The organism is Chloroflexus sp., assembly GCF_034432675.1.
Taxonomy (GTDB): Bacteria; Chloroflexota; Chloroflexia; order Chloroflexales; family Chloroflexaceae; genus Chloroflexus.
The window spans coordinates 1-22,378 of sequence record NZ_DAOUBI010000122.1; the positions used below are offsets into that span (position 1 = coordinate 1).

Annotated in this window: 12 protein-coding genes and 2 pseudogenes; 5 read left to right on the forward strand and 9 right to left on the reverse strand. The window is 54.7% G+C overall.

The genetic code is table 11. The annotated features are described in order from the left end of the window. Nucleotides 1-755 (reverse strand): annotated as a pseudogene (locus VAE55_RS09010) (ATPase); the annotation flags it as partial. A 216-nt stretch (nucleotides 756-971) separates the two neighbouring features. On the opposite strand from VAE55_RS09010, the gene VAE55_RS09015 reads away from it, so the two are divergent. Genes VAE55_RS09015 through VAE55_RS09025 form a run of 3 tightly spaced genes read left to right on the forward strand, consistent with a single transcriptional unit; the run spans nucleotide 972 to nucleotide 3,866 of the window. After that, a complete protein-coding gene (locus VAE55_RS09015) occupies nucleotides 972-2,018 on the forward strand; it encodes an amidohydrolase family protein (RefSeq protein WP_322815453.1) in 1,047 nt (348 codons plus the stop codon). A 13-nt stretch (nucleotides 2,019-2,031) separates the two neighbouring features. Beyond that, on the forward strand, nucleotides 2,032-2,808 hold the full coding sequence (locus VAE55_RS09020; RefSeq protein ID WP_322815454.1) for an iron-sulfur cluster assembly protein: 777 nt from the start codon (nucleotides 2,032-2,034) through the stop codon (nucleotides 2,806-2,808). A 14-nt stretch (nucleotides 2,809-2,822) separates the two neighbouring features. Then, entirely contained in the window at nucleotides 2,823-3,866 is a 1,044-nt protein-coding gene (locus VAE55_RS09025) for an NAD(P)-dependent alcohol dehydrogenase (RefSeq protein ID WP_322815455.1), read from the forward strand. Between the two features lie 510 nt (nucleotides 3,867-4,376). Here the strand turns inward: VAE55_RS09025 and VAE55_RS09030 are convergent. From VAE55_RS09030 to VAE55_RS09040, 3 genes and pseudogenes are all read right to left on the reverse strand, one after another. After that, nucleotides 4,377-5,201, reverse strand: coding sequence for a hypothetical protein (locus VAE55_RS09030; RefSeq protein ID WP_322815456.1), 825 nt, complete (start codon nucleotides 5,199-5,201; stop codon nucleotides 4,377-4,379). A 727-nt stretch (nucleotides 5,202-5,928) separates the two neighbouring features. Next, nucleotides 5,929-11,658: pseudogene (locus VAE55_RS09035) on the reverse strand (SdrD B-like domain-containing protein); the annotation flags it as partial. A 199-nt stretch (nucleotides 11,659-11,857) separates the two neighbouring features. After that, nucleotides 11,858-13,147 (reverse strand): DUF58 domain-containing protein, encoded by a 1,290-nt coding sequence (locus VAE55_RS09040; RefSeq protein ID WP_322815458.1) that lies wholly within the window; start codon nucleotides 13,145-13,147, stop codon nucleotides 11,858-11,860. 412 nt (nucleotides 13,148-13,559) lie between these two features. Between VAE55_RS09040 and malQ the strand changes: the two genes are divergently transcribed. Then, nucleotides 13,560-15,050, forward strand: coding sequence for a 4-alpha-glucanotransferase (malQ, locus tag VAE55_RS09045; protein WP_322815459.1), 1,491 nt, complete (start codon nucleotides 13,560-13,562; stop codon nucleotides 15,048-15,050). A gap of 323 nt (nucleotides 15,051-15,373) precedes the next feature. Here the strand turns inward: malQ and VAE55_RS09050 are convergent, their stop codons facing one another. Together VAE55_RS09050 and VAE55_RS09055 are read right to left on the reverse strand one after the other, a co-directional pair. Beyond that, nucleotides 15,374-16,456 (reverse strand): sigma-70 family RNA polymerase sigma factor, encoded by a 1,083-nt coding sequence (locus tag VAE55_RS09050; RefSeq protein ID WP_322815460.1) that lies wholly within the window; start codon nucleotides 16,454-16,456, stop codon nucleotides 15,374-15,376. A 166-nt stretch (nucleotides 16,457-16,622) separates the two neighbouring features. Further along, the gene (locus VAE55_RS09055) at nucleotides 16,623-17,333 is read right to left on the reverse strand and encodes an SDR family oxidoreductase (RefSeq protein ID WP_322815461.1); all 711 of its coding nucleotides are present in this window, start codon (nucleotides 17,331-17,333) and stop codon (nucleotides 16,623-16,625) included. A 716-nt stretch (nucleotides 17,334-18,049) separates the two neighbouring features. Here VAE55_RS09055 and VAE55_RS09060 point away from each other — a divergent pair. Beyond that, complete coding sequence (locus tag VAE55_RS09060) at nucleotides 18,050-19,126, forward strand: PAS-domain containing protein (protein WP_322815462.1); 1,077 nt, start codon at nucleotides 18,050-18,052, stop codon at nucleotides 19,124-19,126. Between the two features lie 190 nt (nucleotides 19,127-19,316). Here VAE55_RS09060 and VAE55_RS09065 read toward each other — a convergent pair whose 3' ends face one another. The 3 genes from VAE55_RS09065 to VAE55_RS09075 all read right to left on the reverse strand — a co-directional run bounded on the left by VAE55_RS09065 (nucleotide 19,317) and on the right by VAE55_RS09075 (nucleotide 22,143). After that, nucleotides 19,317-19,751 carry a hypothetical protein gene (locus VAE55_RS09065; RefSeq protein ID WP_322815463.1) on the reverse strand — a complete coding sequence of 145 codons (435 nt, stop codon included), beginning with the start codon at nucleotides 19,749-19,751 and terminating at the stop codon, nucleotides 19,317-19,319. A gap of 612 nt (nucleotides 19,752-20,363) precedes the next feature. Then, a complete protein-coding gene (locus tag VAE55_RS09070) occupies nucleotides 20,364-20,963 on the reverse strand; it encodes a hypothetical protein (RefSeq protein ID WP_322815464.1) in 600 nt (199 codons plus the stop codon). 679 nt (nucleotides 20,964-21,642) lie between these two features. Next, nucleotides 21,643-22,143 (reverse strand): glutathione peroxidase, encoded by a 501-nt coding sequence (locus VAE55_RS09075; RefSeq protein WP_322815465.1) that lies wholly within the window; start codon nucleotides 22,141-22,143, stop codon nucleotides 21,643-21,645. Nucleotides 22,144-22,378: the final 235 nt, after the last annotated feature.

The following is a 22,378-nucleotide window of genomic DNA, read 5'->3' on the forward strand; positions in this document are numbered from 1 at the left end:
GCTGGCTCACCACTCGTCGTTGTTGAACCGGTCATTGTCAGTGGTGTCCAGCCGGGAAACGTTCGTGGTCGGATCGGTTGTTTGATGCGCTCCAGGCGGTACCGACGTTGCACCTCAGCCGCAGCCGCGGCCATAATGCCGGTTAAAAAAGGGCGTACCAGCCGATAGTCGCCGGTAATATCGAGCACGCCAATTAACGACCCATTATCAGGGTGGAACACCGGTGCCGCCGTGCAAGTTACGTCTTGCCAGCCGCTGCAATAATGTTCGGCACCTATCAGTTGCACCACATGACCGGTGACCAGCGCAACACCTATCGCATTGGTTCCGGCCACTGCTTCACTCCAGTTGCTACCCGGCAGTAAGCCTTTGCGAGCCAGTTTACGGTAACAGGCAGGATCACCATCAACATCGAGCAGGGTGCCCTCGGCATCGCTGATCGCAATAACATATCCGGCATTACCGAGTGTTGCTCGTAAGCGAAGCAATACCGGGCTGGCAGCACGCAGAAATGCCACGTTTAACTCGTGCAGATCGCGCAATTGTTGATCGCTGGTGGTAGCAAAGCGGGCCAGATTGAGATCGGCATTAACGGTGAATGCCCGACACCGTTGCCACGACTCGCGGATGACCGTGCGCATTGGCGAGAGATCGACCTCGGTGTTGGCGAGAAACTGTTCACGTAGCGTCGCAATTTGCCACACCAGAGGGGCAAGATCGGCCATGGTCGTTATATGCAGCGTTGCTCTGCTCATAGCGCCTCCCTGCGCCTGAAACCTGCTATCCACCTGTCTGGTTGCGGTAATCTGGTTATACCACACCTCAATCGGAGCGTCTACCACTTGCGCTCGTTTTTTCACCACTTTTTCACCGCACCATATCTTCGCCCCTGCTACGATGAAGTCATCCCACTTCCCACGAATCCCGGTCACAAGGTTGGTGATCAGTGTCATTGAGGACAGGAGGCACTTATGTATCGCACTGCTGATGGGCATGAGATCTTCGTTATTGATGCCCATACCCATTTGTGGGATGCCAGTCCGGAGAATCAGCGCGGTAAGCTGGGGAAAGGCTGGATCGATTGCTTTTACGCCTACCACAAGAATCTGTCACCCGCCGATAAGGTGTGGACGCTCGAACACTATCAGCACTATTCGGTGACCGACATGGCGCGTGATCTGTTTGTTGAAGGGTACGTTGATATGTGCATTCTTCAGTCAACGAACCTCTTTGATTTCTACTTCACCGGGTTTAACCCTATTGAACGTAACGCCCAGTTGAAAGAGGCCTTTCCTGAACGGGTGATTCTGAACGGTTCATTTGATCCACGCCATGGCGAAGACGGCCCGCTTGGTCTGAATGCCCTGCGCCAGGCAAAAGCGCAGTATGACATTCAGGGGGTCAAGCTCTACACGGCCGAGTGGCACAATGGTTCACGTGGCTGGAAGTTAAATGATCCGGCAGCTTACCGCTTCTTCGAAGAGTGTGAGCGGCTTGGCATTACGAACATTCACATTCACAAAGGACCCACTATCTGGCCACTTGATCGCGATGCGTTTGATGTCGCTGATGTTGACCACGTAGCAACCGATTTTCCCGGCCTGACCTTTATCGTCGAGCATTGTGGTCTGCCGCGTCTGGAAGACTTCTGCTGGATTGCAACCCAGGAGACCAATGTCTGGGGTGGCCTGGCGGTGGTGATGCCGTTCATTCACTCGCGCCCACGCTATTTCGCCGAAGTGATAGCGAATCTACTCTACTGGCTCGGCCCGGATAAGCTGACCTTTGCCAGTGATTATGCTCTCTGGACGCCGGGCTGGCTGATCGAGAAGTTTATGGCGTTTGAGCTGCCGGCCGATCTCGAGGCTGAGTTTGGGGTGAAGCTCACCCTGGAGACCAAGGAGAAGATTCTCGGTCTGAATGCTGCCCGTCTCTACGGTATCGATGTTGAAGCGAAGAAGGCTCAGCTTCGGAATATGCCGGTTGTGCTTGATGGCGCTACACCTGCGGTTGCGTGAAAGGTGCCTGCCAATGCCGACGCTTACCGAGGTTTATCGTGCGCTGGCTGAGGTGTACGATCCCGAACTTGATACGCCAATCACCGAATTGGGGTTTGTCAATGAGGTGCATGTGGCCGATGGTCACGTCACGGTGACCTACACGGTGCCTACGTTCTGGTGCGCTCCAAATTTCGTCTTTATGATGTCGCAAGACATTCGCCACGAGGTAGCGCAGGTTCCGGGCGTGACTCAGGTTACCGTGATCGTCCACAACAACTGTCTGGAAGACGAGATCAACCGTGGGGTGAATGCCGGTCGTAGCTTTGCCGAGACCTTCCCCAATGACGTTGATCGACAGGCCGATCTCGCAGCATTGCGTCATACATTCACTGTCAAGGGTTTTCTGGGGCGGCAGGATGTCTTGATTCGCCGAATGCGTCAGGCCGGTTTGGCCGATGCGGTGATTCTGGCGTTGCGAATCGGTGACGTGATGGTTCAAGGTGAGGATCTGTTGCTGCAAACGAAACCACCGCAGCGAGTGGCGCTGGCTGCAGCCGATTTACGCCGTTATCTTCACAAACGGCGCCGGTTGCATCTGGCGCTGACGGCCGATGCCTACCTGTTCACAACTGTTGAAGATCGTCCTATCGCAGAAGTTGAATTACCGGCCTACCTGCGCTACTCCCGCTCGGCCCGGCTCAACATTGCCTTCAACACCAGCCTTTGTGAAGGACTGCTGCGTACACAGTTCTTTCCTGAACGTCAGTACGACTATTCCAGTGTGGGTGATCGCCTGATGATTGAATAGAGAGGACAAACCTTATGCGTGCTGCCCGTCTCCACGAGTACGATGAACATCTTAATGTCCAACTCCAACTCGAAGACGTGTCATTGCCGAAGATCACCAAACCCGGAGACGTTATCGTTCGTGTCGGCGCAGCCGGTTTGTGTCGTACCGATCTGCACATCATTGAAGGGGTTTGGAAAGATATTCAAGACCCTCAACGCACGCTGCTCCCCTACATCCTTGGCCACGAGAACGCAGGTTGGGTTGAAGAGGTTGGGCCTGGCGTGACCTCTGTCAAGGTCGGTGATCCGGTTATCTGCCATCCGTTACGCTCGTGTGGTGTCTGCCTTGGTTGCCGACGCGGTGAGGACATGTACTGCGAGCACGGTAGTTTCCCTGGTCTCAATTGTGATGGTGGTTTCGCTGAGTACATGCTCACCAACGAACGGGCGTTGATTAAGCTCAATCCTAACGTGGCGCCAGTTGATGTTGCACCCCTGGCCGATGCCGGTATTACCGCTTATCGGGTGGCGAAAAAGGCTGCCCGGAAGTTAAATCCCGGCCAGTACTGTGTCATCCTCGGTGTTGGTGGGTTAGGGCATATTGCATTGCAATCGGTACGTGAATTGTGCGGGGCACGCATTATTGCCATTGATCGTTCAGAGGCGGCTCGTCAGTTAGCGCGTAATTTGGGGGCGCACTACGTGCTCGATGGCAGTGATACCATCGTGCAAGAGGTGAAGGAGCTAACGCACGGTGGCGCTCACGTGGTGATTGACTTCGTCGGCGAACTGGGTGCCGAGCAGGTCTCGTGGCAAATGCTGCGGCAGGGTGGAACCCATTTTGTGGTTGGCTATGGCGGGGCAGTGCATGTACCAACCGTACACATGATCATTACTGAAATCGCCATTGAAGGCAGCCTAGTTGGTAACTACGTCGAGCTGGTTGAACTGATGGAACTGAATGCTGAAGGTCGGGTCAAGCTGCACGGTCAGCAATACCGGCTCGACCAGATCAACCAGGCGATTGACGATTTCAAGAATCGACGAATTGCCGGTAGAGCGGTGATTGTACCCTAGGTGACAGTCTAAACCGTTGTCATTGGGATAATCAGGCACGTCACTTTAACGGGCAGGTAGAGGCATGACCTTCGCCTACCCGGTAATATTGACTCGGATAGTATCACATCTTGCGTGATCCCGGCCATGACGGCATCTCACCGAATATGCCGTGATCCGTGACTATCATTTCCATCGGTGATGAACTATGGGCATCACCGACGCGACCTGGATGAACGCGGGTGAGCTGATGCACGTAGCGATGCCGTCAGCAGTGGCGCCATCCGCAACGGGTGCCGCCCATCACGAGGGATGAGGAGCAAGCGGGAAGTGAAAGGGGACATGTAGGATCGCGTACCATGCATGGTATGTTGTCAGATTTGATATGATCCTTAACGTTTGGCGCGTTTGGTGGTAGGGACGGGTTCCAAACCCGTCCCCGTGGAAGTGCTGTCGGTGCGACATACTTTGTGCAAATCAAAATTGACAGAAAGGGTGACTGGACATACGTAACGTTCTTGCCGGTGATCTTCAGCGCTCAGTCGGATCAGAGAGAAGCTGCCGCAGCAATTCTTCCCTCGATGCCGGTGGTGTGGTCAGCAGTTCGGCGAGAAGATGATCTTCGCGAGAAACCGATGACTGACGCACCGGCCAGAATTGAAACCCCAGACCTCCGATCAGCAAGATGAAGCCAACCACAAACCAGAATGATGCATTGAACGGTGTGTTTGTAGCTGTGCGGGGCAGGCGATTCGGCAACTGATTGCTATTCCCTGCTGGTGCCGACTCGCTGTCGGTATCAATACCGGTAAAAGGCAGTTTTGGTGGAATGGACTCAGGTATGGCCGGAGCTACTGCTGGTGGTGGAACTGGTGCCGCCGTTGGAGCTTCCACGGTCAGTCCTGACTCTGTAGCGTTATTGGGAGCCGGACTGGTAAAGAAGAGATGGGCAACCACCGTATCGCCAGGGCCAACGGCAATCTCCAGCGGTGGCTGGCCGGGTGATCCCTGCTCTGGGGTTAATTGCAGGGCCAGCACATAGAATCCCGACTCAACCCAACGATCATAATTACCATTATTGTCACTGTAGACTACTGCATTGCCGACTTGTACGGCGATATCGGGAGCAGGCGCATGTGTTCGTAAATCAATAATCGTCCCGGTAACCCGACCCATCGGTACTACCGTTGGCTCGCTGGTAGGCACGATATTGACCGGCGGTATAGTTGGACGTGGCGATGGTTGCAGCGCTGGTGCTGCGGTCGACGGCGTGGGAAGTGGTAGCAACGTGAAACCAATGACCATTGCGATCACGCCGCAAATCATCATACCAAAGCTGATCATTCGTCGTTGCATAAGCAACTCCTTACCCCTTTAGCGGTTGCAAGTGTGGCTGGCGCAGACAACAATCGCCACGGAGACAATTGTAACATCAGCCGCTCTGTTATGCTATATCACCGTTGTGTCCTGCGGGTTGTATAGCAGGTGTGCTGACAACCCGCAGGGTATTAACCTATTCTGATACCACGATAGTGATGTCAGCACGATTGTTTGTCTCATTACCCTCTTCGATGGCGCCGAACGGTGACCGTATATCACCCGATACGTTGCGGTTCCAGCTATCGACGTAGACATAGATTGTGTTGCGGCCAGGTGGCAGGCGTCCATTCCACGTCGGTGAACTGGCAGCCGGATCATATCCGAACGGATTAGTCGTACTGCGTGGGAAGCTGATCAGGGTCACGCTCTCGCCAGGCTGGAGCGTACCATCGAAGAACCAAGCGAGTCCTTGCCGTGCCAGCTCGTTCCACGGTTCGTTAACGTTCGGTGGTCGGCTAGGGTTGACGAAGAGATCGACCCAGAAGTTGCTGGCCGGTTCGCGGCCCACATTAGTGACCGTGACGCGATAGGTAACAGGTATATTCTTGTTCGGGCTGGTTGGCGTTGCCTGTACGCTGACGATCAGATCCGGCGGACCTTGCGCGATGGTCATTGGCAAGAAGAGCATGACCCGCGGGTAGTAACCCATATCTATGGTCACACTCTGTCCGGCATTGAGCGTGAAGGTTAATTCAGGCCCATCGCTATCGGTAGCGTCATCGCCGACATTGGGTTGTGCCGGCAGGTAACCGAGCCGATTAACAAAGATAACCCTAACCTGACCTGGTGGTAAATCGGTTACAGCGTATGCACCATTGGTATCAGTGGCGACTTCAACCATCTGTGGCAGTGTCGGCGTCAGTGTTGGCGTGTAAATAACGGTGACTCTGACGCTACTAACACGGTTGGTTTCTGATGGATCACGGATATTGTTTTCATTAGTGTCGAACCAGACGATACCGCTCACGCTACCGGTTCCGCGCAAGCCGGCATCGATGCCTGCCAACGCCTGTCCGCTGGTGAGAGTAAAGGTCGCGGTTGTGCCATCATTGCGGAAATCGTTGTCGTTGTCAACGGCGATGGAACCGATTCCATTGTTGGTGGTCGTGTAGCCGGCGGGCAAGCTCAACTGCAACGAATAGCTGCCTGGAGTGAGGTTGCTGAATGCATAGCTCCCATTCGCTAGTGTCTGTGTGGTTGTCACTACTGCTCCATCATCATCACGCAGCGTGATCGTAATACCGGGCAGTCCAGGTTCACCACTGTCGAACAGTCCGTTACCGTTGAGGTCAAGCCAGACAGTATCGCCAACAGCCGTTGTGCGATAGAGGCCAAAGTCAATAGTCGTGTTGCTGGCGTTGAGTGTGACACTACTGCCAACGGCATTGCTATCGTTGGCCGGGTTACCACCCTGATTCGCTGCACTTAAGAGATAACCAAACCGCTCAACCGTCTGGATCGTCACTGTGCTGCCCGGTGGAATGTTGCCAATAGTGTAGTTAGGATTCAAACCACTAGCAGTGGTCGAGACGGTGCTCAATGTGAACGATGGGTTGGTAGTATTGATAACATTACCGGTCGTCGTAACGAGAACTGTCACTGTTACACCATCGAGCGCCTGCTCACCGCTATCCTGGATGCCGTTAGCGTTGGTGTCTTCCCATACCAGGTCGCCAATAGATAGTGCACCGCGCAAACTGGCATCAATGTAGGCAATGTTTGCCGCTGATGTAACAGTAAAGGTAGCTGTACAACCGCTTGAGTCAATATCACTATTGTTGTCGGTCGTGAGAGTGCTGCCCTGAGTTGTTGGTGTAAAGCCGGTTGGGAGCATGACACAAACCTGATATGTCGCGTTCGTCAGACCGGTTGGTTCGATACCGGTGATGGTGAATGCACCGTTCACGTCAGTCGTAACCGGAGTACCGGGGCCGCTGCTATTCCCAATTAACCTTACGCTAACGCCTTGCATCCCGGGTTCGCCACTATCGAGCAGGCCATCACTGTCGGTGTCAAACCAGACAGTGCCACTTATTTGGGCTGTGCGGTAGTAGCCAAACGGTACTGTGGTTGCTGTCTGCCCACTCACGATCAGACCGGTACTAGCCGTGCCAGTATTGCCCGGCGAACGAGTGAAACCGGAAGGATCGCTAACGATGATTACCGTGTAAGTACCGGGCGGGCCGCTAAAGGTCGCAATGCCGGAGAGATCGGTCGGGATCATGCCACTAACTGGGCCACTGAATGATACTGGAATCAGCCGGATGCCGGCTTCACCGCTCTCGAAGGAGTTGTTAACCGTCACTGTTTCGTTGAACACCCGTGCGCTAACAGTGACATTCTGATAGTAACCCTGGTCGCGGCTTTCGGTTGCACCGGAACTTAGTGTCTGATTGGTCAGTTCCGCCGTACCATCGCTGTCACTGACATTACTTCCCTGATCAGCCTGCGTGACCTGATAGGCTGGAGTCGCCACCGGCGGCGTGAAACTCAGCGAGAAGATAGAGGCAGGCAGGCCGCTAAAGCTGTAGTTTCCGTTGCTAGCACTGGCTACACTGCGCGTGATGGTAGTGTTCAAATTGGGCAGACTGACCGTTGCCGTCAGATTGACCGTAACATTTGCGAGCAGCCCGTCGTTTGTACCACCGCGCTGCCCATCATAATCGCCGTCAATGAAGGTGATACCGTTGACAGTACCGGTGCCGATCAAAGCCGCCGAGCGATTCGTGGTTTGACCATCGGTGACCGTGAACAGATCGGTGCGTCCGTCGGTTCCAACAAGCGTCGCAATGTTGTTATCATCGGTATTTGTCGCTACGAAACTGAAATTGGTCGAGTCGGGATTGACAAATTCGAGGCGATAGCTTGCTCCCTCAACATTATTGATGGTGAAGTTACCGTTACTGCCGGTTGTTGTGCTTGCTACGATTCCATTTGCCGTGTTCAGCAATCGTACTGTTACCCCACCGATCCCCGGCTCACCACTGGCCAGATTGTCTGCCGGGCCGGTAGTGCCGTCAAAGAAGACTCGTCCGCTGACTGTGCCAAAGGTATAGAACCCGAAGACGTTGGTCGTACCCGGCGGTGTTGTTTCAGTTTGCGAACTACCACCACTACTCAATGGTGAACCGGCTACCGGCACAGCGGCTGTTGAACCTGAGGAGGGTAAGAGACCACTGAGGGCCGTTGAACTTTCGTCAATGTTGAGGTCATACGAACCAGGGCGAGCAGAAAAGGTCACCAGGCCACCTGTTGTCGTGGTTCCGGTCAGTACCGGTGTGCCACCCTGTTCAAGGAAGACTCGAACACCGACAATCCCATTTTCACCGCTATCCCACTGATTGTTACGTCCAGCCGACGATTCGCGGAAGACGCGGGCGGTGATGGTTACGTTACGGAAGTAACCCTGATCGACATTCGCAATCGTTCCGCCAGCCGCGGGATTGGTGATGGTGACGATCGGGCCATCACTATCAATCGTATCATCACTACCGACATTGGCGTCACTGGCAATATAGGTAGAAGATGGCGGAGCAAAGGTTACGGTGTAACTCACCCCGTTGCCACCGGGTAAGTTGTTAAAAGCATAGGTGGGGGCAGGCGTGTTGAGGGTTGCCTGATAGGTGGCGACCAGATTGGTCAGATTCGCGGTTACCGTCAACGTAACGGTGGCACCACTCAGATTGGTGTCACCAGCATCTTGCAGATTGTCGGCATTGTTATCTTCAAAGATACGACCACTGACCGTCGTCTGACCACGGAAACCGGCATCGATGTTGGTTAGGGAGCCGTTATAGGGGACGGTCAGCGTATTCGTGCTACTGGTGGCAACATTTCCGGCGGTAGTTACATCGCTATCACCACCGGTGATAAAGACATAGTTGCCGGTATCAGGATTGGTGAAGCGCACTGTGTAATTGGCAGGCAGAATATTGTTGAATGTATATGTGCCATTCGTCGCAGTCGTTGTGGTAGCAACTACAGTATTAGAAGTGTCAACAAGTTCAACGGTAACATTGCGTAGACGTGGCTCGCCGCTGTTAGCCAGACCATCGGCATTGGCATCGAAGAAGGCAAGGCCGCTTATGCTACCCGGACGGTAGTAACCAAAGTCTGCACTCACTACTGCTTGACTACTCAAATTCGAGAAGGTAGCACTACCGGTATTACCGGGAGAAGCTTGATAGCCGCTTGGTGCAGTAACTGTTACCGTATACGAACCAGGGCGCAAGTTGAAGATGGCCTCTCCGCCAACATTTGTTGGGATCGTCTGCGTTTCGGTGCCGGTGACTTGAACGGTGACCCCGCTAATTCCAGGTTCACCACCTTCAAGAGTGTTGTTGATCGTCACCGTCTCCCCAAAGACACGGACGACAATGCGTACTGGACGATAGAAGCCGGCATCAATGCCATTGTTTGCCGTGTTTAAGGTCGGGGTAAAAATGTCGGTACGCCAGACGCTGCCACTGACATTAGATATGAGATCGCTGTAGTCTGGATATGTGGTCTCAGTTGGATCAATCGTTGCACTGGATGGCTGTAGACTACCGACGAAACCGATGTATCCGGCACCGGCGGTTGAGAGGTCAAAGGTGGCGTAGATCGGCTCGGCAGGCAGACCAGGGAGGTTGTACAATCCACTGGTGTCACTTGTAGCAGTGCCCAGAAGCGTATTGTCGCTGGCCCGATAGGCACTAATCGTAACATTTGGAATGCCTGCTTCACCCGAATCGAACACGCCATCCCCATTCGCATCTTCAAACACCCGGTTACCAATACTGACCCGGGTCATACCAAAATCGACATCGATGTCTTCGGGTGTGGTGTCATCGACGGTCGTTTCAATATAAACGTAGCGATCACCGTTGGTGTTGGTTGCAGCAGTGCCTGTAGAATTGCCTAACCCTACCAGTGCCCCGCCGGGTTGGAAGTTAGCCGGGTCGATCACAATGCGATATGTGCTCCCTAACGGCAAATCATCGAATAGGTAGTAGCCAGGCTGGCCAGTGTTGGGATTATTGGAGGTAACGGTAGCAATCTCTCCGCCATTGCGAGTGCCGTCGTTGGCGGTACCACCGCCGCGACCATCGTCAACAAAGACGGTCACGCCGTTGATACCAATTTCACCCGCGTCTTGCAAACCATCGTTGTCGTCATCAAGCCAGACAAAATCGCCGACCACACCCTTGTAGAAACCAAAGCGCTGATCGGTGCGGGTGTTTGTTCCTGTGGTCGGGGTGATGGATGGCCCGGTAACATTACCCGCAGGCACACCGTCTGGCGAACCCACGTCACCGCCGGTCGCATTTGGTGAATTGGCCGCGCCGAAGAGCAGGGCCCCACTGGCAAACTGGCTGTTTGGAATCACGACCTGATAGGTTGTGTTAAGTTGTAAGCTAGGGAAGACGAAGATACCCCCCTCTTCAGGCAGAGTAGAGCCGATGCGCTGACGGGTGATTGTGGTTGCGACAGTGGTTGACGTTGACGTGTTTACCAGTTGGACAGTAACCCCGTTCAGGCGAGGCTCGGTCGTATCCCACAATCCATTCCGATTGTTATCGCGCCAGACGAAACCACTGATGGCACCACGGGTGAAACCGATATCAACATTGTCGATATTAACGCCGCGTCCGGTATTGGGGAACGATGCTTCGACGTTGCCACCGGTCAGCACTGCATTTGAGTCGCGGATACCGGGATTGGGATCGCCGTCGTTGACAAAGGATTGGGTGACGATGTAACCCGTAGGGATGTCAGACGCCAGGATACGCACTCGATACCCGGCACCTGTCGGAGCGTTGTTGAACGTGGCCCGGCCTAATGCATCGGTATTTACCGGTCCGGCAACCGTGTTGCCAATGCTGTCAACCAAGCGGATCGGCAGACCGCTGAACTCTGGCTCACCGGCATCCTGAATCCCATCGGCATCACTGTCGTCCCAGACCCGCACCGAAATGCTGCGGGTACCAACCGGAGCACCGGTATCTATCGAACCACCGTCAAGCTCTCGCAGACCAATGCGTTGGGTGACGGCACCGCCAGCAATGGTTACAAACGACAACAAACCGGGGTTATCAGGCCCCGGTACTGATACAACGCGGGCGCCGATATTGCTAACCTCGATGCGGTAATCACCATCGGGAAGCGCGGGGAAGACAACCTGCCCGCCGGCATCGGTCGTGTTCAGCCCAACGATCACACTCTCAGCAGAGTAGACGGCGATTTGAACCCCACCGATCCCGGTCTCACCACTGTCGAATGTACCGTCACGATCACTATCCAGATAGACCTGAACAGTTAGCGTACCGGCAGCAAAGACCGACAGTGCCGCGCCAAAGATCATACTGATTGTGCAGACAAGAATGAGGGCAAGAAGGAACAATCGTTTTCTGGCAGGTGTGGTCTGGATTCTCGCGAGTGTCTGGTGAGCCATTCGTGTTCTCTCATCACTTACACAAGAGCAGGTACACTATGAATTACAATGCGCAGTACAACGATTTTATTGTACTGCGCACCAGTATCAGAATGCAATAGTTAATTATTCCTTCTCGACGTTAGTACTACATTGGTGATTGCAATGAGATGCTCAATGGCCTGACCACAGGAGTTTTGTTTAAGGGTCAGAGATACTATTACTGCGTTCCTGATTGCAGTGGGAAGCGCAACGACTCGGCTAACGCTTCACCGCGCTGGACATGGTAGACATCGATCCGTAAGCTGGTGAGATGGTTGAGGAGTGGGGTTGGATCATTCCAACTGCCATAACTGTGCGGATCGATGAAAATTACAGCCGCCCGTGCCCCACGGTAGAGATGTTGTTGCAGGGCAGTAATCCAGCGTGGATCGAGATCGGACGTAATAATGATCAGTGTCGTATCACGCCCGAAGCGCTGCCCCTCGGCGATCAGGAGTTCGGCCAGCGAATGCTGACCGACGGCACGTATGACTGCCAGCAATTCGAGCATCTTCCAGAGCTGACGCTCCTCACGTTCAGCCGGAATGACCTCAAGTCGTTCACTCCAGGCGAGCAGGCCAACGATCCGGTTTTGGGCAAGCAGGGTACGGGCAAGCGAAGCAGCAACATACACTGCATGCTCTTCCGTGGAGTCGGGTGGTGGGCGATGGCGAGGTGGAGGTTGGCGCTGCCACCAGGCAGCGCTCTGCCGTTCATCGCGTTCCGGTTGTGCTGATGGCATACGCACGACCGCTCGCTCATTGCAATCGAGAATGAGATAGATGTCGGCGAACGGGTCTAGCTCGAATTCTTTGACCATCAGCCGTCCGTGACGGGCAGTACTGCGCCAGTGAATGCGGTTCAGGCTATCGCCGGGTTGATAATCACGGATCGTCGCAACATTGGGAGTCATCGTATGTGTGCGGATGAGGCTCGATGATCCACCGACCAGGTCGGCACCGGGCAGTCGAACATCGGGCAAGACCTCGGTAGGTGGATAGACGATGATCTCGCTACCACCGCCAATCAGGCGCGAGAAGCGGAAGAGGCCGAACGGATCGCTACTGATGATCCGGGTTGGGCCGAGTCTGAACCGTCCGCGATGAGTACATAGTGTGCGTGTTGTCCAGCGTGTTGTCTCGCGGCTACCCAGATAGGTGACGAAACCGGCTTCGTGGTTGGGGAGATCCGACTCGTCTTGTAGCTCAATCCACAGTTTGGGTAACCACCAGCGGTTACGAATCGTAATTCGTTCCCGCGTATATTCACCAACGCTGGCGCGGAGGCTGGAGTGTTCACGCTCGATGCTTAGGCCACGCAAATTGAGCCACGTCCAGACGAGCGCTACCAGAGGTAAACCGGCCAGAATGTAGCTCAGGTGGAAAAAGAGGCGTTGACCGGTGCTTTGAGCAGCCAGATAACTGGCACCAGCGAGTAGCAAGATTAAGAGTGGGCGGGTAACATTCATGTTGGAACCGTAAGCATTATGATACGTTTTATCGAATTGTAGCACAACGTGAGGTGGGAGTGGGGAATGGGGAATGGGGAATGGTGAGTGGGGAATGGTGAGTGGGGAATGGGTCAGTGATTGGTGAACTGTCGTTGCAGAACTCCACAAGGCGGTGACGGCAGTGGGGGCGCAGACCGACGGTCGGGCGGGGAAGGGTGCGGTGTGGTGACGGCAGTGGGGGCGCTGACCGACGGTCGGGCAGGAAAGGGTGCGGCAGCGAGCAGGCTGGAAACAATCTCCACGCTTGCTACAGCGGGCTGCGGGTTCGCAAATGCGGGGTAAGAGCGAGTATTGACGATCTTGCAAATAGTTTTTTATGTTATAATTGCGCATGCAACGAAATAGATGATTGAGCGACTTGAGGTGGTACATGAGCGGTCGGCGGGTTAGTGGTGTTCTCCTCCATCCTTCGGCGTTACCGGGCAGCGGAGGGATTGGCGATATTGGTGACATGGCGTACCGGTTTGTAGACTGGCTGGCAACGGCGAAGCAGCGACGCTGGCAAATTATGCCGCTTGGCCCAACCAGCTATGGTGACTCGCCGTATGCCGGTTTGTCGGCCCTGGCAGGGAATCCGTTGCTCATTTCACTTGAACAACTGGTGCGGATGGGATGGCTTGATGAGGGGGCGCTGGTTGGGGCACCGGGTAGCAACGGTGATTGGATCGACTACGGTGCGATCATTCCCTGGAAGCTGACTCGTTTAGAGTGGGCGTTTGCCCGTTTTCTCGCGCATGGTAGTGCAGAACAGCGGGCGGCATTTGCACGATTCTGTGACGAACAGCATGTGTGGTTAGACACATTTGCGCTCTTTGCGGCGCTGAAGGAAGCCTACCGGGGTGCGCCATGGAACCGCTGGGATGCAGCTCTGGCGCAACGTAAACCGACGGCTCTGGCAGAGGCTCGTCAGCGGCTGGCGGATCGCATTCGCTTTCAGCAATTCTTGCAATGGCTCTTTTTCAGCCAGTGGGCTACACTGCGCCGGTACGCGAATGAGCGTGGTATTCAGATTATCGGTGATCTGCCGATTTTTGTAGCGTTCGACAGTGCAGATGTCTGGGCCAATCCCGATATCTTCCACCTGGATGATGCAGGTAATCTAACCGTCGTTGCCGGTGTGCCACCAGACTACTTTAGTCCTACCGGTCAACGCTGGGGTAATCCGCTCTACCGCTGGGATCGGCTGGCGGAACGGCAGTATGACTGGTGGATTGAGCGATTTCGGGTGCTCTTGCAGTTGGTAGACATCGTGCGCATCGATCACTTCCGTGGGTTTGCAGCGTATTGGGAAGTGCCGGCGATGGCAGAAACGGCGCTCGAAGGGCGCTGGGTGCCCGGCCCTGGCGCAGCCCTCTTTAAAGCGGTGCAGTCCCGGTTGGGTTCGTTGCCGATCATCGCTGAGGATTTGGGACTGATTACGCCGGATGTTGAAGCGTTACGCCAACAACTTGGGTTTCCCGGCATGGCAGTTTTGCAATTTGCCTGGAGTGGAGACGCGACCGGCAGCTACTTACCGCACAACTATACCCGCGACCTCGTGGTGTATACCGGTACTCACGATAATGATACGACGGTTGGCTGGTGGTCAACGCTGGATGAACGTACTCGCCAGCACGTGCGGGATTATCTGGGTGCACGTGACGATCATATCGCGTGGGATTTTATTCGGGCGGCCTTGATGTCGGTCGCTGATACGGCCATTATTCCCATGCAAGATGTGTTGGGATTGGGTTCATGGGCACGGCTTAATCTGCCGGGCAGAGCGGAAGGTAATTGGGCGTGGCGCATGCGAAGCGACCAGCTCAATTTCGATCTGGCTCATCATCTGGCGTATCTGACCGGGTTGTACGGGCGGGTGTAGGGCGTCTGCCGGTTATATCAAATCTGGTAGAGTAGGGATCACGACACACCAGCTACCGATTACCTCGAAGGTGGTAGGGGTGCGGCATGCCGTACCCCTACGTCGCCAACACCCAATGGCGACTTGCTGATGGCATACCCGCTAACGCTTCTGCACGAGGCTCTCACCTGAACGATGATTATCTGTGAATGTCCGGTATTGTATTAGTGGCTGATGTTTTGGGAGCGTTAGCGGCGCGTGCTGTCAGAGGTGACATAATGCAAGAAGGGCGACATGTGTGTCGCCCTTCGCTGTTCTTCCGGTATCTGTTTGTGAAACCAGTTCTAGTCCAGATAGCTATGTAACCGCTGAACAACGTTGGGATGGCGCAGGCGACGCAACGCTTCGGCCTCGATCTGGCGGGTGCGTTCGCGCGTGATACCAAAGGTTGCCCCAACCTCTTCGAGGGTGCGGCGTTGACCATCAATCAGGCCGTAACGCAACTGGAGAATCTTGCGTTCACGTTCAGGCAACTCGTTCAGAGCAGCCGTTAGCTCAGCGTGGAGCATCTTCTGCTCGGCGATCTCCATTGGTGAGGCCACCGTCTCATCGGCCAGGGTTTCACTCACCCGACCTTCCTGCTCGTTGTTGAGCGGTTGTTCGAGCGAGATAGGCTGGGTTGAAGCGCGGATCAGCCGCTTGACTTTGCGCACACTCATATTGAGAGCATGAGCCAGCTCTTCGGCAGTTGGTTCGCGCTCTAGCTCCTGTTCGAGGCGATAGATGGCGCGGCGCAGATGCACAATCGACTCGCTGAGATGAACGGGGAGACGGATAAGACGGCTATGCTCGGCGATAGCCCTAGTTACGGCCTGACGGATCCACCAGGTGGCATACGTGCTGAAGCGATTACCCTTCGTGTAGTCGAACTTCTCGACTGCACGCATCAGGCCGATATTACCCTCTTGCACGAGATCCATGAAGGCCATCGGACTACCGATATACTTCTTCGCTACACTCACCACCAGGCGCAGATTAGCCTGAATCAGGCGCCGACGAGCCTCTTCACCGCGAGCCATTTCCATCTCCAAGCGCATCCGTTCGCGGTCGTCGGCGAAATCCTCGTTGCGTAGACGTTGCCGTGCCTCTTTACCGCGACTGTACTGCCAGGCCAACTCTACTTCCTCTTCGGCGGTAAGCAGCGGGACCTGCCCAATCTCTTGCAAATAAAGCTGTACTGAATCTTCTACTGGCTCAAAATCACCCTCACCCTCGAAGTCATCGAGTGACACCGGTTCTGCGACCTCGAGATCCTCTGGTTCGGGCTCAACATCGCCATCCCACTCAGCATCGAGTTCGGTGGCCTCCGCGGACAATTCCGGCTCCATTTCACTATCGGCGGCGTGCTTTTGAGGGAAGGCTTTCACGGCAGTACTCCTTCAATCTCCGTTGACGGCAACAACTCTGCGACCGTTATTTGCGAGGCGTTAATAATTCGCTATCTGGATATACGCCTCTTCAAAGATTTTGGATGAGTATATTTTCGATCTTTGCACAGGTTTTGTCAAGATCATGTACGGATTAATTTTGCACTCATTTTCGCGCATGGGCATCAATCGTCTGCCCACTCTGGCTTCGTGGTGGTAGGGCAGCCAGTTCAACCACCACCGGTCCAATCTCATCAGGGCTAAGCAGGCCGGTACGTACCTCTGGTACTGTTGTACGTACCATATGCGTATCGGCAAAGCCACCAGGATGCACGATATTGACATTAATCCCGAAGCGACGAAGGTCTTTGGCCATTACCCGGGCTAGACCGTCGACGCCAGCTTTGGCCGCATAGTAGGCGGCGAAACCGGGTACGGCGATGCGTTCAAGCGGTGCACCAATGACAATAATGTTGCCACCACCAGCTTCAATCATCTGGGGAATGACTGCACGAGCACTCAGGAACACTCCTTTGAGAAGCGTATCGATCACTGCATCCCACTGCTCTTCGCTGGTCTCCTGAATCGGGGCACGCAGACCAACACCGGCAGCAGCAACCAATACGCGGATAGGGCCAAAGTGGTCGTAAGCCTGAGCCACGGCCTGGTTTAGTTGCGCACTGTCACGCACATCAGCCGTCAGCCCAAAGCCAAGCTGGCCGCTTTCTTCAATAAGCCAGACCGTTTCGGCAACTTCATCGGCACTGCGGGCTAACACGGAAACCTGAGCGCCGGCACGGGCCAGCGCCAGCGCACTGGCTCGACCCAGACCACGGCTACCGCCGGTCACCAGGGCATGTATGCCGTTTAGCGTCATAACCCTTCTCCTTTTGTCAATACTTTGCAAATATTTTGCACCATATCATTGTTATACCACACTTTGCCGCAGCGAACGACACAATTACGGATAAAGTTGTATGAATGCAGCTCATTTATCACCGACAGGCCAGATGCTCGTGACGATCACGCATGAGGAAGCCGTGCTGCCGCGTGCCGAACCAGAACTTGTGCTGTAATGTGGTTAACGGTTCTGGAAATGATCTCGTTCATTACTGACAGATTCCAATCGTGACGGGCACACACAGTATCCCCGTGACCGGTAGAGTCAATGGCGTGACCGCGCCGGATTGTGAGCATGGCCGGTGCGATAGCGTGGTTGCCGCTCTCCACACTCTGCGACACGCGCATGACGAGTGAGCAAGGTAACCAAGCCAGCAAGTTATTGCACCGGAGATGTTAGTTAGCACTCCTCGCTTCCAAACCGGCGTACTACGAGCAAGATATACTGGCTTTGGTGACGAGCAAGCGTGCGTGAACCTATGCGATGGTCGGGTAGCACGGCAGCACAGCTTAATGAAATAAGTTCTATGCGGCACGTGCATTACGGAGTGTAGATGGTACAGCTTTATCAGTTCATATCAGGTGGATTATAATGCACGCGTATTCTCAGAGGTTCTGATGCACGTTAGCGAGAGTAAAGCAATGCTGGATACTTTACCGTTGCCGACCGTCTATGCACCTAATGAAGGGTCCGTGCAGTGTAATCGTTTATGGCTGGAGTTGAATGATGGCAGAGAAGTTGCGGGAGACCTGGTGGAAGCCTGTGCGCAGATTATGGCCTGGAACGAGTCTGAGGTTGCAGCAGCCAGGCAATGGATTGCAACACTCTCTGCCGAGGATCCGCCACTGCAATTGGCAGCGCCGTTGCGACGTGATCCGACACGTCACGTTCAAGTCATGATCCGGCGCAGTGAGTCCGCATTGACTGCTCAGGTTGTAGAAGTGACAGCGCTGTTAACTGCGCAACGTGCAGCACAGCATCAGCTTGATGTGATTTTAAGCGCACTGGACAGTCTGGAAGAGGGCTTTCTGCTACTCGACAAAGAGGATCGGATCGTCCTCTGCAATCGGCGCTATCGCGAATTGTATGTCATCAGTGCCGATCTGATAACGCCTGGCCGTCCGTTTGCCGAAATGATCCGCATTGGTGCAGAGCGGGGACAATACGCTGAAGCGATCGGGCGGGTTGACGAGTGGGTTGCGGAGCGGTTGCGGAAACATACCGCACTCGAACCGGTTGAACAACACCTTGCCGATGGGCGTTGGATTCGGATTGTTGAGCGCCGGACGGCCGATGGGGGGATCGTTGGATTGCGAATTGACATCACTGAATTGAAAAAGGCAGAGGAGCTGCGTCGGCAACTGGCGGTGCGTGAAGAGGTTATTGCAACGCAGACGGCATTGCTGGCCGAGCTGTCGACGCCCTTGCTCGAAGTTGCCACACGAGTACTTCTGGCGCCGATGGTCGGTGCATTCGACAGTGCGCGGGCGGCAACGTTAATCGAGTCGCTTTTACAGGCGGTGCAGCGCCGACAGACACGCATTGTTGTGCTCGATGTGACCGGGGTACCGATAATTGATACTCAGGTTGCGCATGCTATTTTGCAATGTGCAACGTCGTTGCGCTTGCTCGGTGCACAGTTGGTGATCACCGGGATTCGTCCTGATGTTGCGCAGACGCTGGTTGCACTTGGGGTTGATCTAAGCACGATTGTGACTCGTGCTGATCTTCGTGATGGAGTGCAGTATGCGTTGTCACACAGTAGGTGAGGTGTTGCATACCCGGGATGTCACGAGCTGCAGGTGGGCACATTGGGTGTGGTAGTGTTTCCATACGGTATATGTGCTCTGGATGGTTGATAGTTGGTGAGTGTCTCTTCCATGCCGACACCGTTGTCGGGTTATGCAGCGCAGCAGTTGGTGTTAGAGCAGAACTTCTCTACTTGAGCACCCTGACTGGTTACTTTTCAGCAGGCCAGAGCGCCACTTTATAATAATCCTTACTGGAAGTGACATTCGTGTCCGTAACTGTGCTGATATTTCCGTAGCACACCCCTACTCCATGGATGCCAGACTTAACACTGATACGCGGCGCCGTGCTGAATCCGTTTTCCGGCGACCATACCATCAGGCGTCCCGATGGTACGTCGATGCTTGCTTTGACAACGTGATCATACTCGTCAAATGCGTCTATCGGTCTTCTATCGAGTACCTGGACGATGACCCGTGTTTCACCGCCATAACGCACGGTTCCGATACTCATCAGGCATCTATTGAACGCAAGCAGGCCATTCACCTGGCTCGTATCCCAGATCGTACTGGTATCAGCACCACATTCCTCGTCTTCCACATAAAACTGAAAGTGGTCGGTGATAATAGTGTACTCGTACTGCATAGACGCTTCACAGCATACTGGTATACCACGACGAGCAGGTGATTGGCTATTGGGATTCATGATGCTACCGGTCCACAGCGGTAGCCTGTGGGTCGGCCAGCGTGCGGATGGCTTGAACAGCATCTCACGCCATCCAACCATCATCAATCGCTTTCAGCAGTAGAAGCACTGGCAGTAGCGGCAGATGCCCCGTCGGGTCAGTGTATTTCAGTGGGTTGTTCAGCGCATCGGCGGAGCGCTTCAGGTCCTGTGGCGTGGTGGGCACACCGCCGCGCTGCACCACCGTTGCCTGTCAGGTGTGTCGCCTCGAGCGCACCGCACCCTAAGGCCCCATCGTTGGCTCCTCCACCCATACCATGTGAGGTTTATCGCGACCGGCCAGGTCGGCCAGCATTCCGGTCCAGGTCGTCCGGGATCGTGTTGAACTCCAGGCAAATGAGGCGCCCCCGGGACCGCTTGATCTCGGCAATCACCGCCTGTCGGATGGCCCGCCAGCACCATTGTCCGCTGCGTGGGTGTCAGCTCTGCCTACGGGATATAGATAGGCTTGACCCGCGTGCCATCCTTCAGCACCAGGGTGTGGGTCAGTATCCGATCCAGGTAGGCCTGCAGCTACTCATCGGTGGTGGTGTTCTGGGGAGCAGGGATCGGCGTGAGGCTGGGGACGACGAGCGGCGCCCAGCAGTTGACATACCGCCCATGGCAAGCGCAGTAGGCGATGACCGCCTGGCGCATGGTATTGGCCTCCGCCTCGCTGGGAGCCACGAAGGTGGGCGAGAGCTGATGGAACACACCGCCGTCGGGCAGGAGCTCGGTCTTGTAGCCAGGCAGACTCGGCAGGAAGTCCCGGCCGTATTTCGCCACATACGCCGGGCCGAAGAAGTTGACCAAGGCGATGTGGTTGAGGCTCAGTTTAAGGGCATCTTTGGGGTCAACCTCATTATCGCCGTCCACAAACCCCAGCCCCAGCCGAACCATGGGATAGAGCGCCTGCCCCAGTTCCACCAGCCGTTGCGCCAGCGGTTCGGTAAAATGCTGTTGGTCCTCAAACAGCACCTTTCTGACAACAAAAAATTGGTTGCGCTGCTGCTTGGAATCGAACTGGTCGATGCCGAAATACGGAGATATATCGGGAAGTTCTGCGAAACGGATGTGGAAGGATACTCCCCACTCAGCGAAGGGGCGTATGTCTTCCTGCTTCCATGACTGCACAACGGACAATCATTCCTCGGGCAGAATAGGGCGGTCTTCCGCTGCGGTCCAGAACACAGCACCGTGACGTGCCGTCTCCTCCATTAGCGCCACGATGTCTGTTGCTGTCGTCGTTTGCACGTGAAAGAACCGTAGCTTAACATCTCGTCCTTAACGCTCCCTCACGCTCAATCCACATCCACCAGGTACATGTGATTCCATGGGATGTTGACACCTTACTCTTTGCAGCCGTTGGAACAAGTAGTCCAGAAACGCCTCGGTGATCGGATTGGTCTTCGTCCGGATGCTGTCGGGATCATCATACCGGGAATGATACCACACCCACCCGCCGGCGTCAGGCGCTTGGCCGGTATCCGCGCGATTCGTTGCCGTCATCGGGGCGTGGCCAGCCTGGACTGTCACTACCCGCAGCGCTCCCCCACGGGTCGTCGTCCTGCTGGATGGCTGTCCCCTGCGGATCCGCACGGCCATGCGCGACCATATCCCGCCGGCTGCGATACTCCGTGCCCGAATGGTCAGAGTCGGACTGCGGGTTGGAATATCAAACATACGGGCGCAGATCAGGCGATCGTCTGGATACCATGGCGACTCGTTGCAGATTTGCCCGTCAGAAAGAGCAACTTCCTGTAGCTGTCGCACCTGATTGCCCCAAGCTCAAATAAAGTGCAGACACTTATAACTATGCACTAAAAGATTTGGGCTGTTGCCGTAGGAGCAACATGATGTCGTCTTCGATCTGCGATGGCAGATCGGTTGGGGCGTACCGGCGGTATGGTTTGCCATTGCGATCAACCAGGAATTTAGTAAAGTTCCATTTGATCGCTGTGCTGCCAAACAGACCGGGTAGTTGGGTCTTCAAATAGGTAAACAACGGGTGTTCGTTCGGTCCGTTAACATCAATTTTGGCAAAGAGGGGGAAGGTCACCTGATATGTACGCTCACAAAATTCGGCAATTGCTTCATTATTGCGTGGTTCCTGCATAAACTGGTTGCTTGGAAAGCCCAATACTGTGAAGCCCTGATCTCGATAACGGCGATAAAGCTGTTCGAGACCGGCGTATTGAGGAGCCAGACCACACATGCTGGCTACATTAACAATCAGCAACACCTGATCGCGAAAGTCGGCCAGTGATTGGGTTGAACCGTCAATTCGTCGGGCGGAGAACTGATAGATAGTCATAGATGTATTCCTTTAAGATTATTTAAATATTTATGATGGTGCTTGTATTGTCATTATTATTGTACTACCAAAATGCGTGGATTACGGACGAGAATGACGCCGATTGCAGGTATGGACGAAACGCAACAAGCCTCCGTGATGAACGTGGTGTGCACGATCACAGTGATTGGGGGTATGGACGAAGCGCAACAAGCCTCCGTGATGAACGTGGTGTGCACGATCACAGTGATTGGGG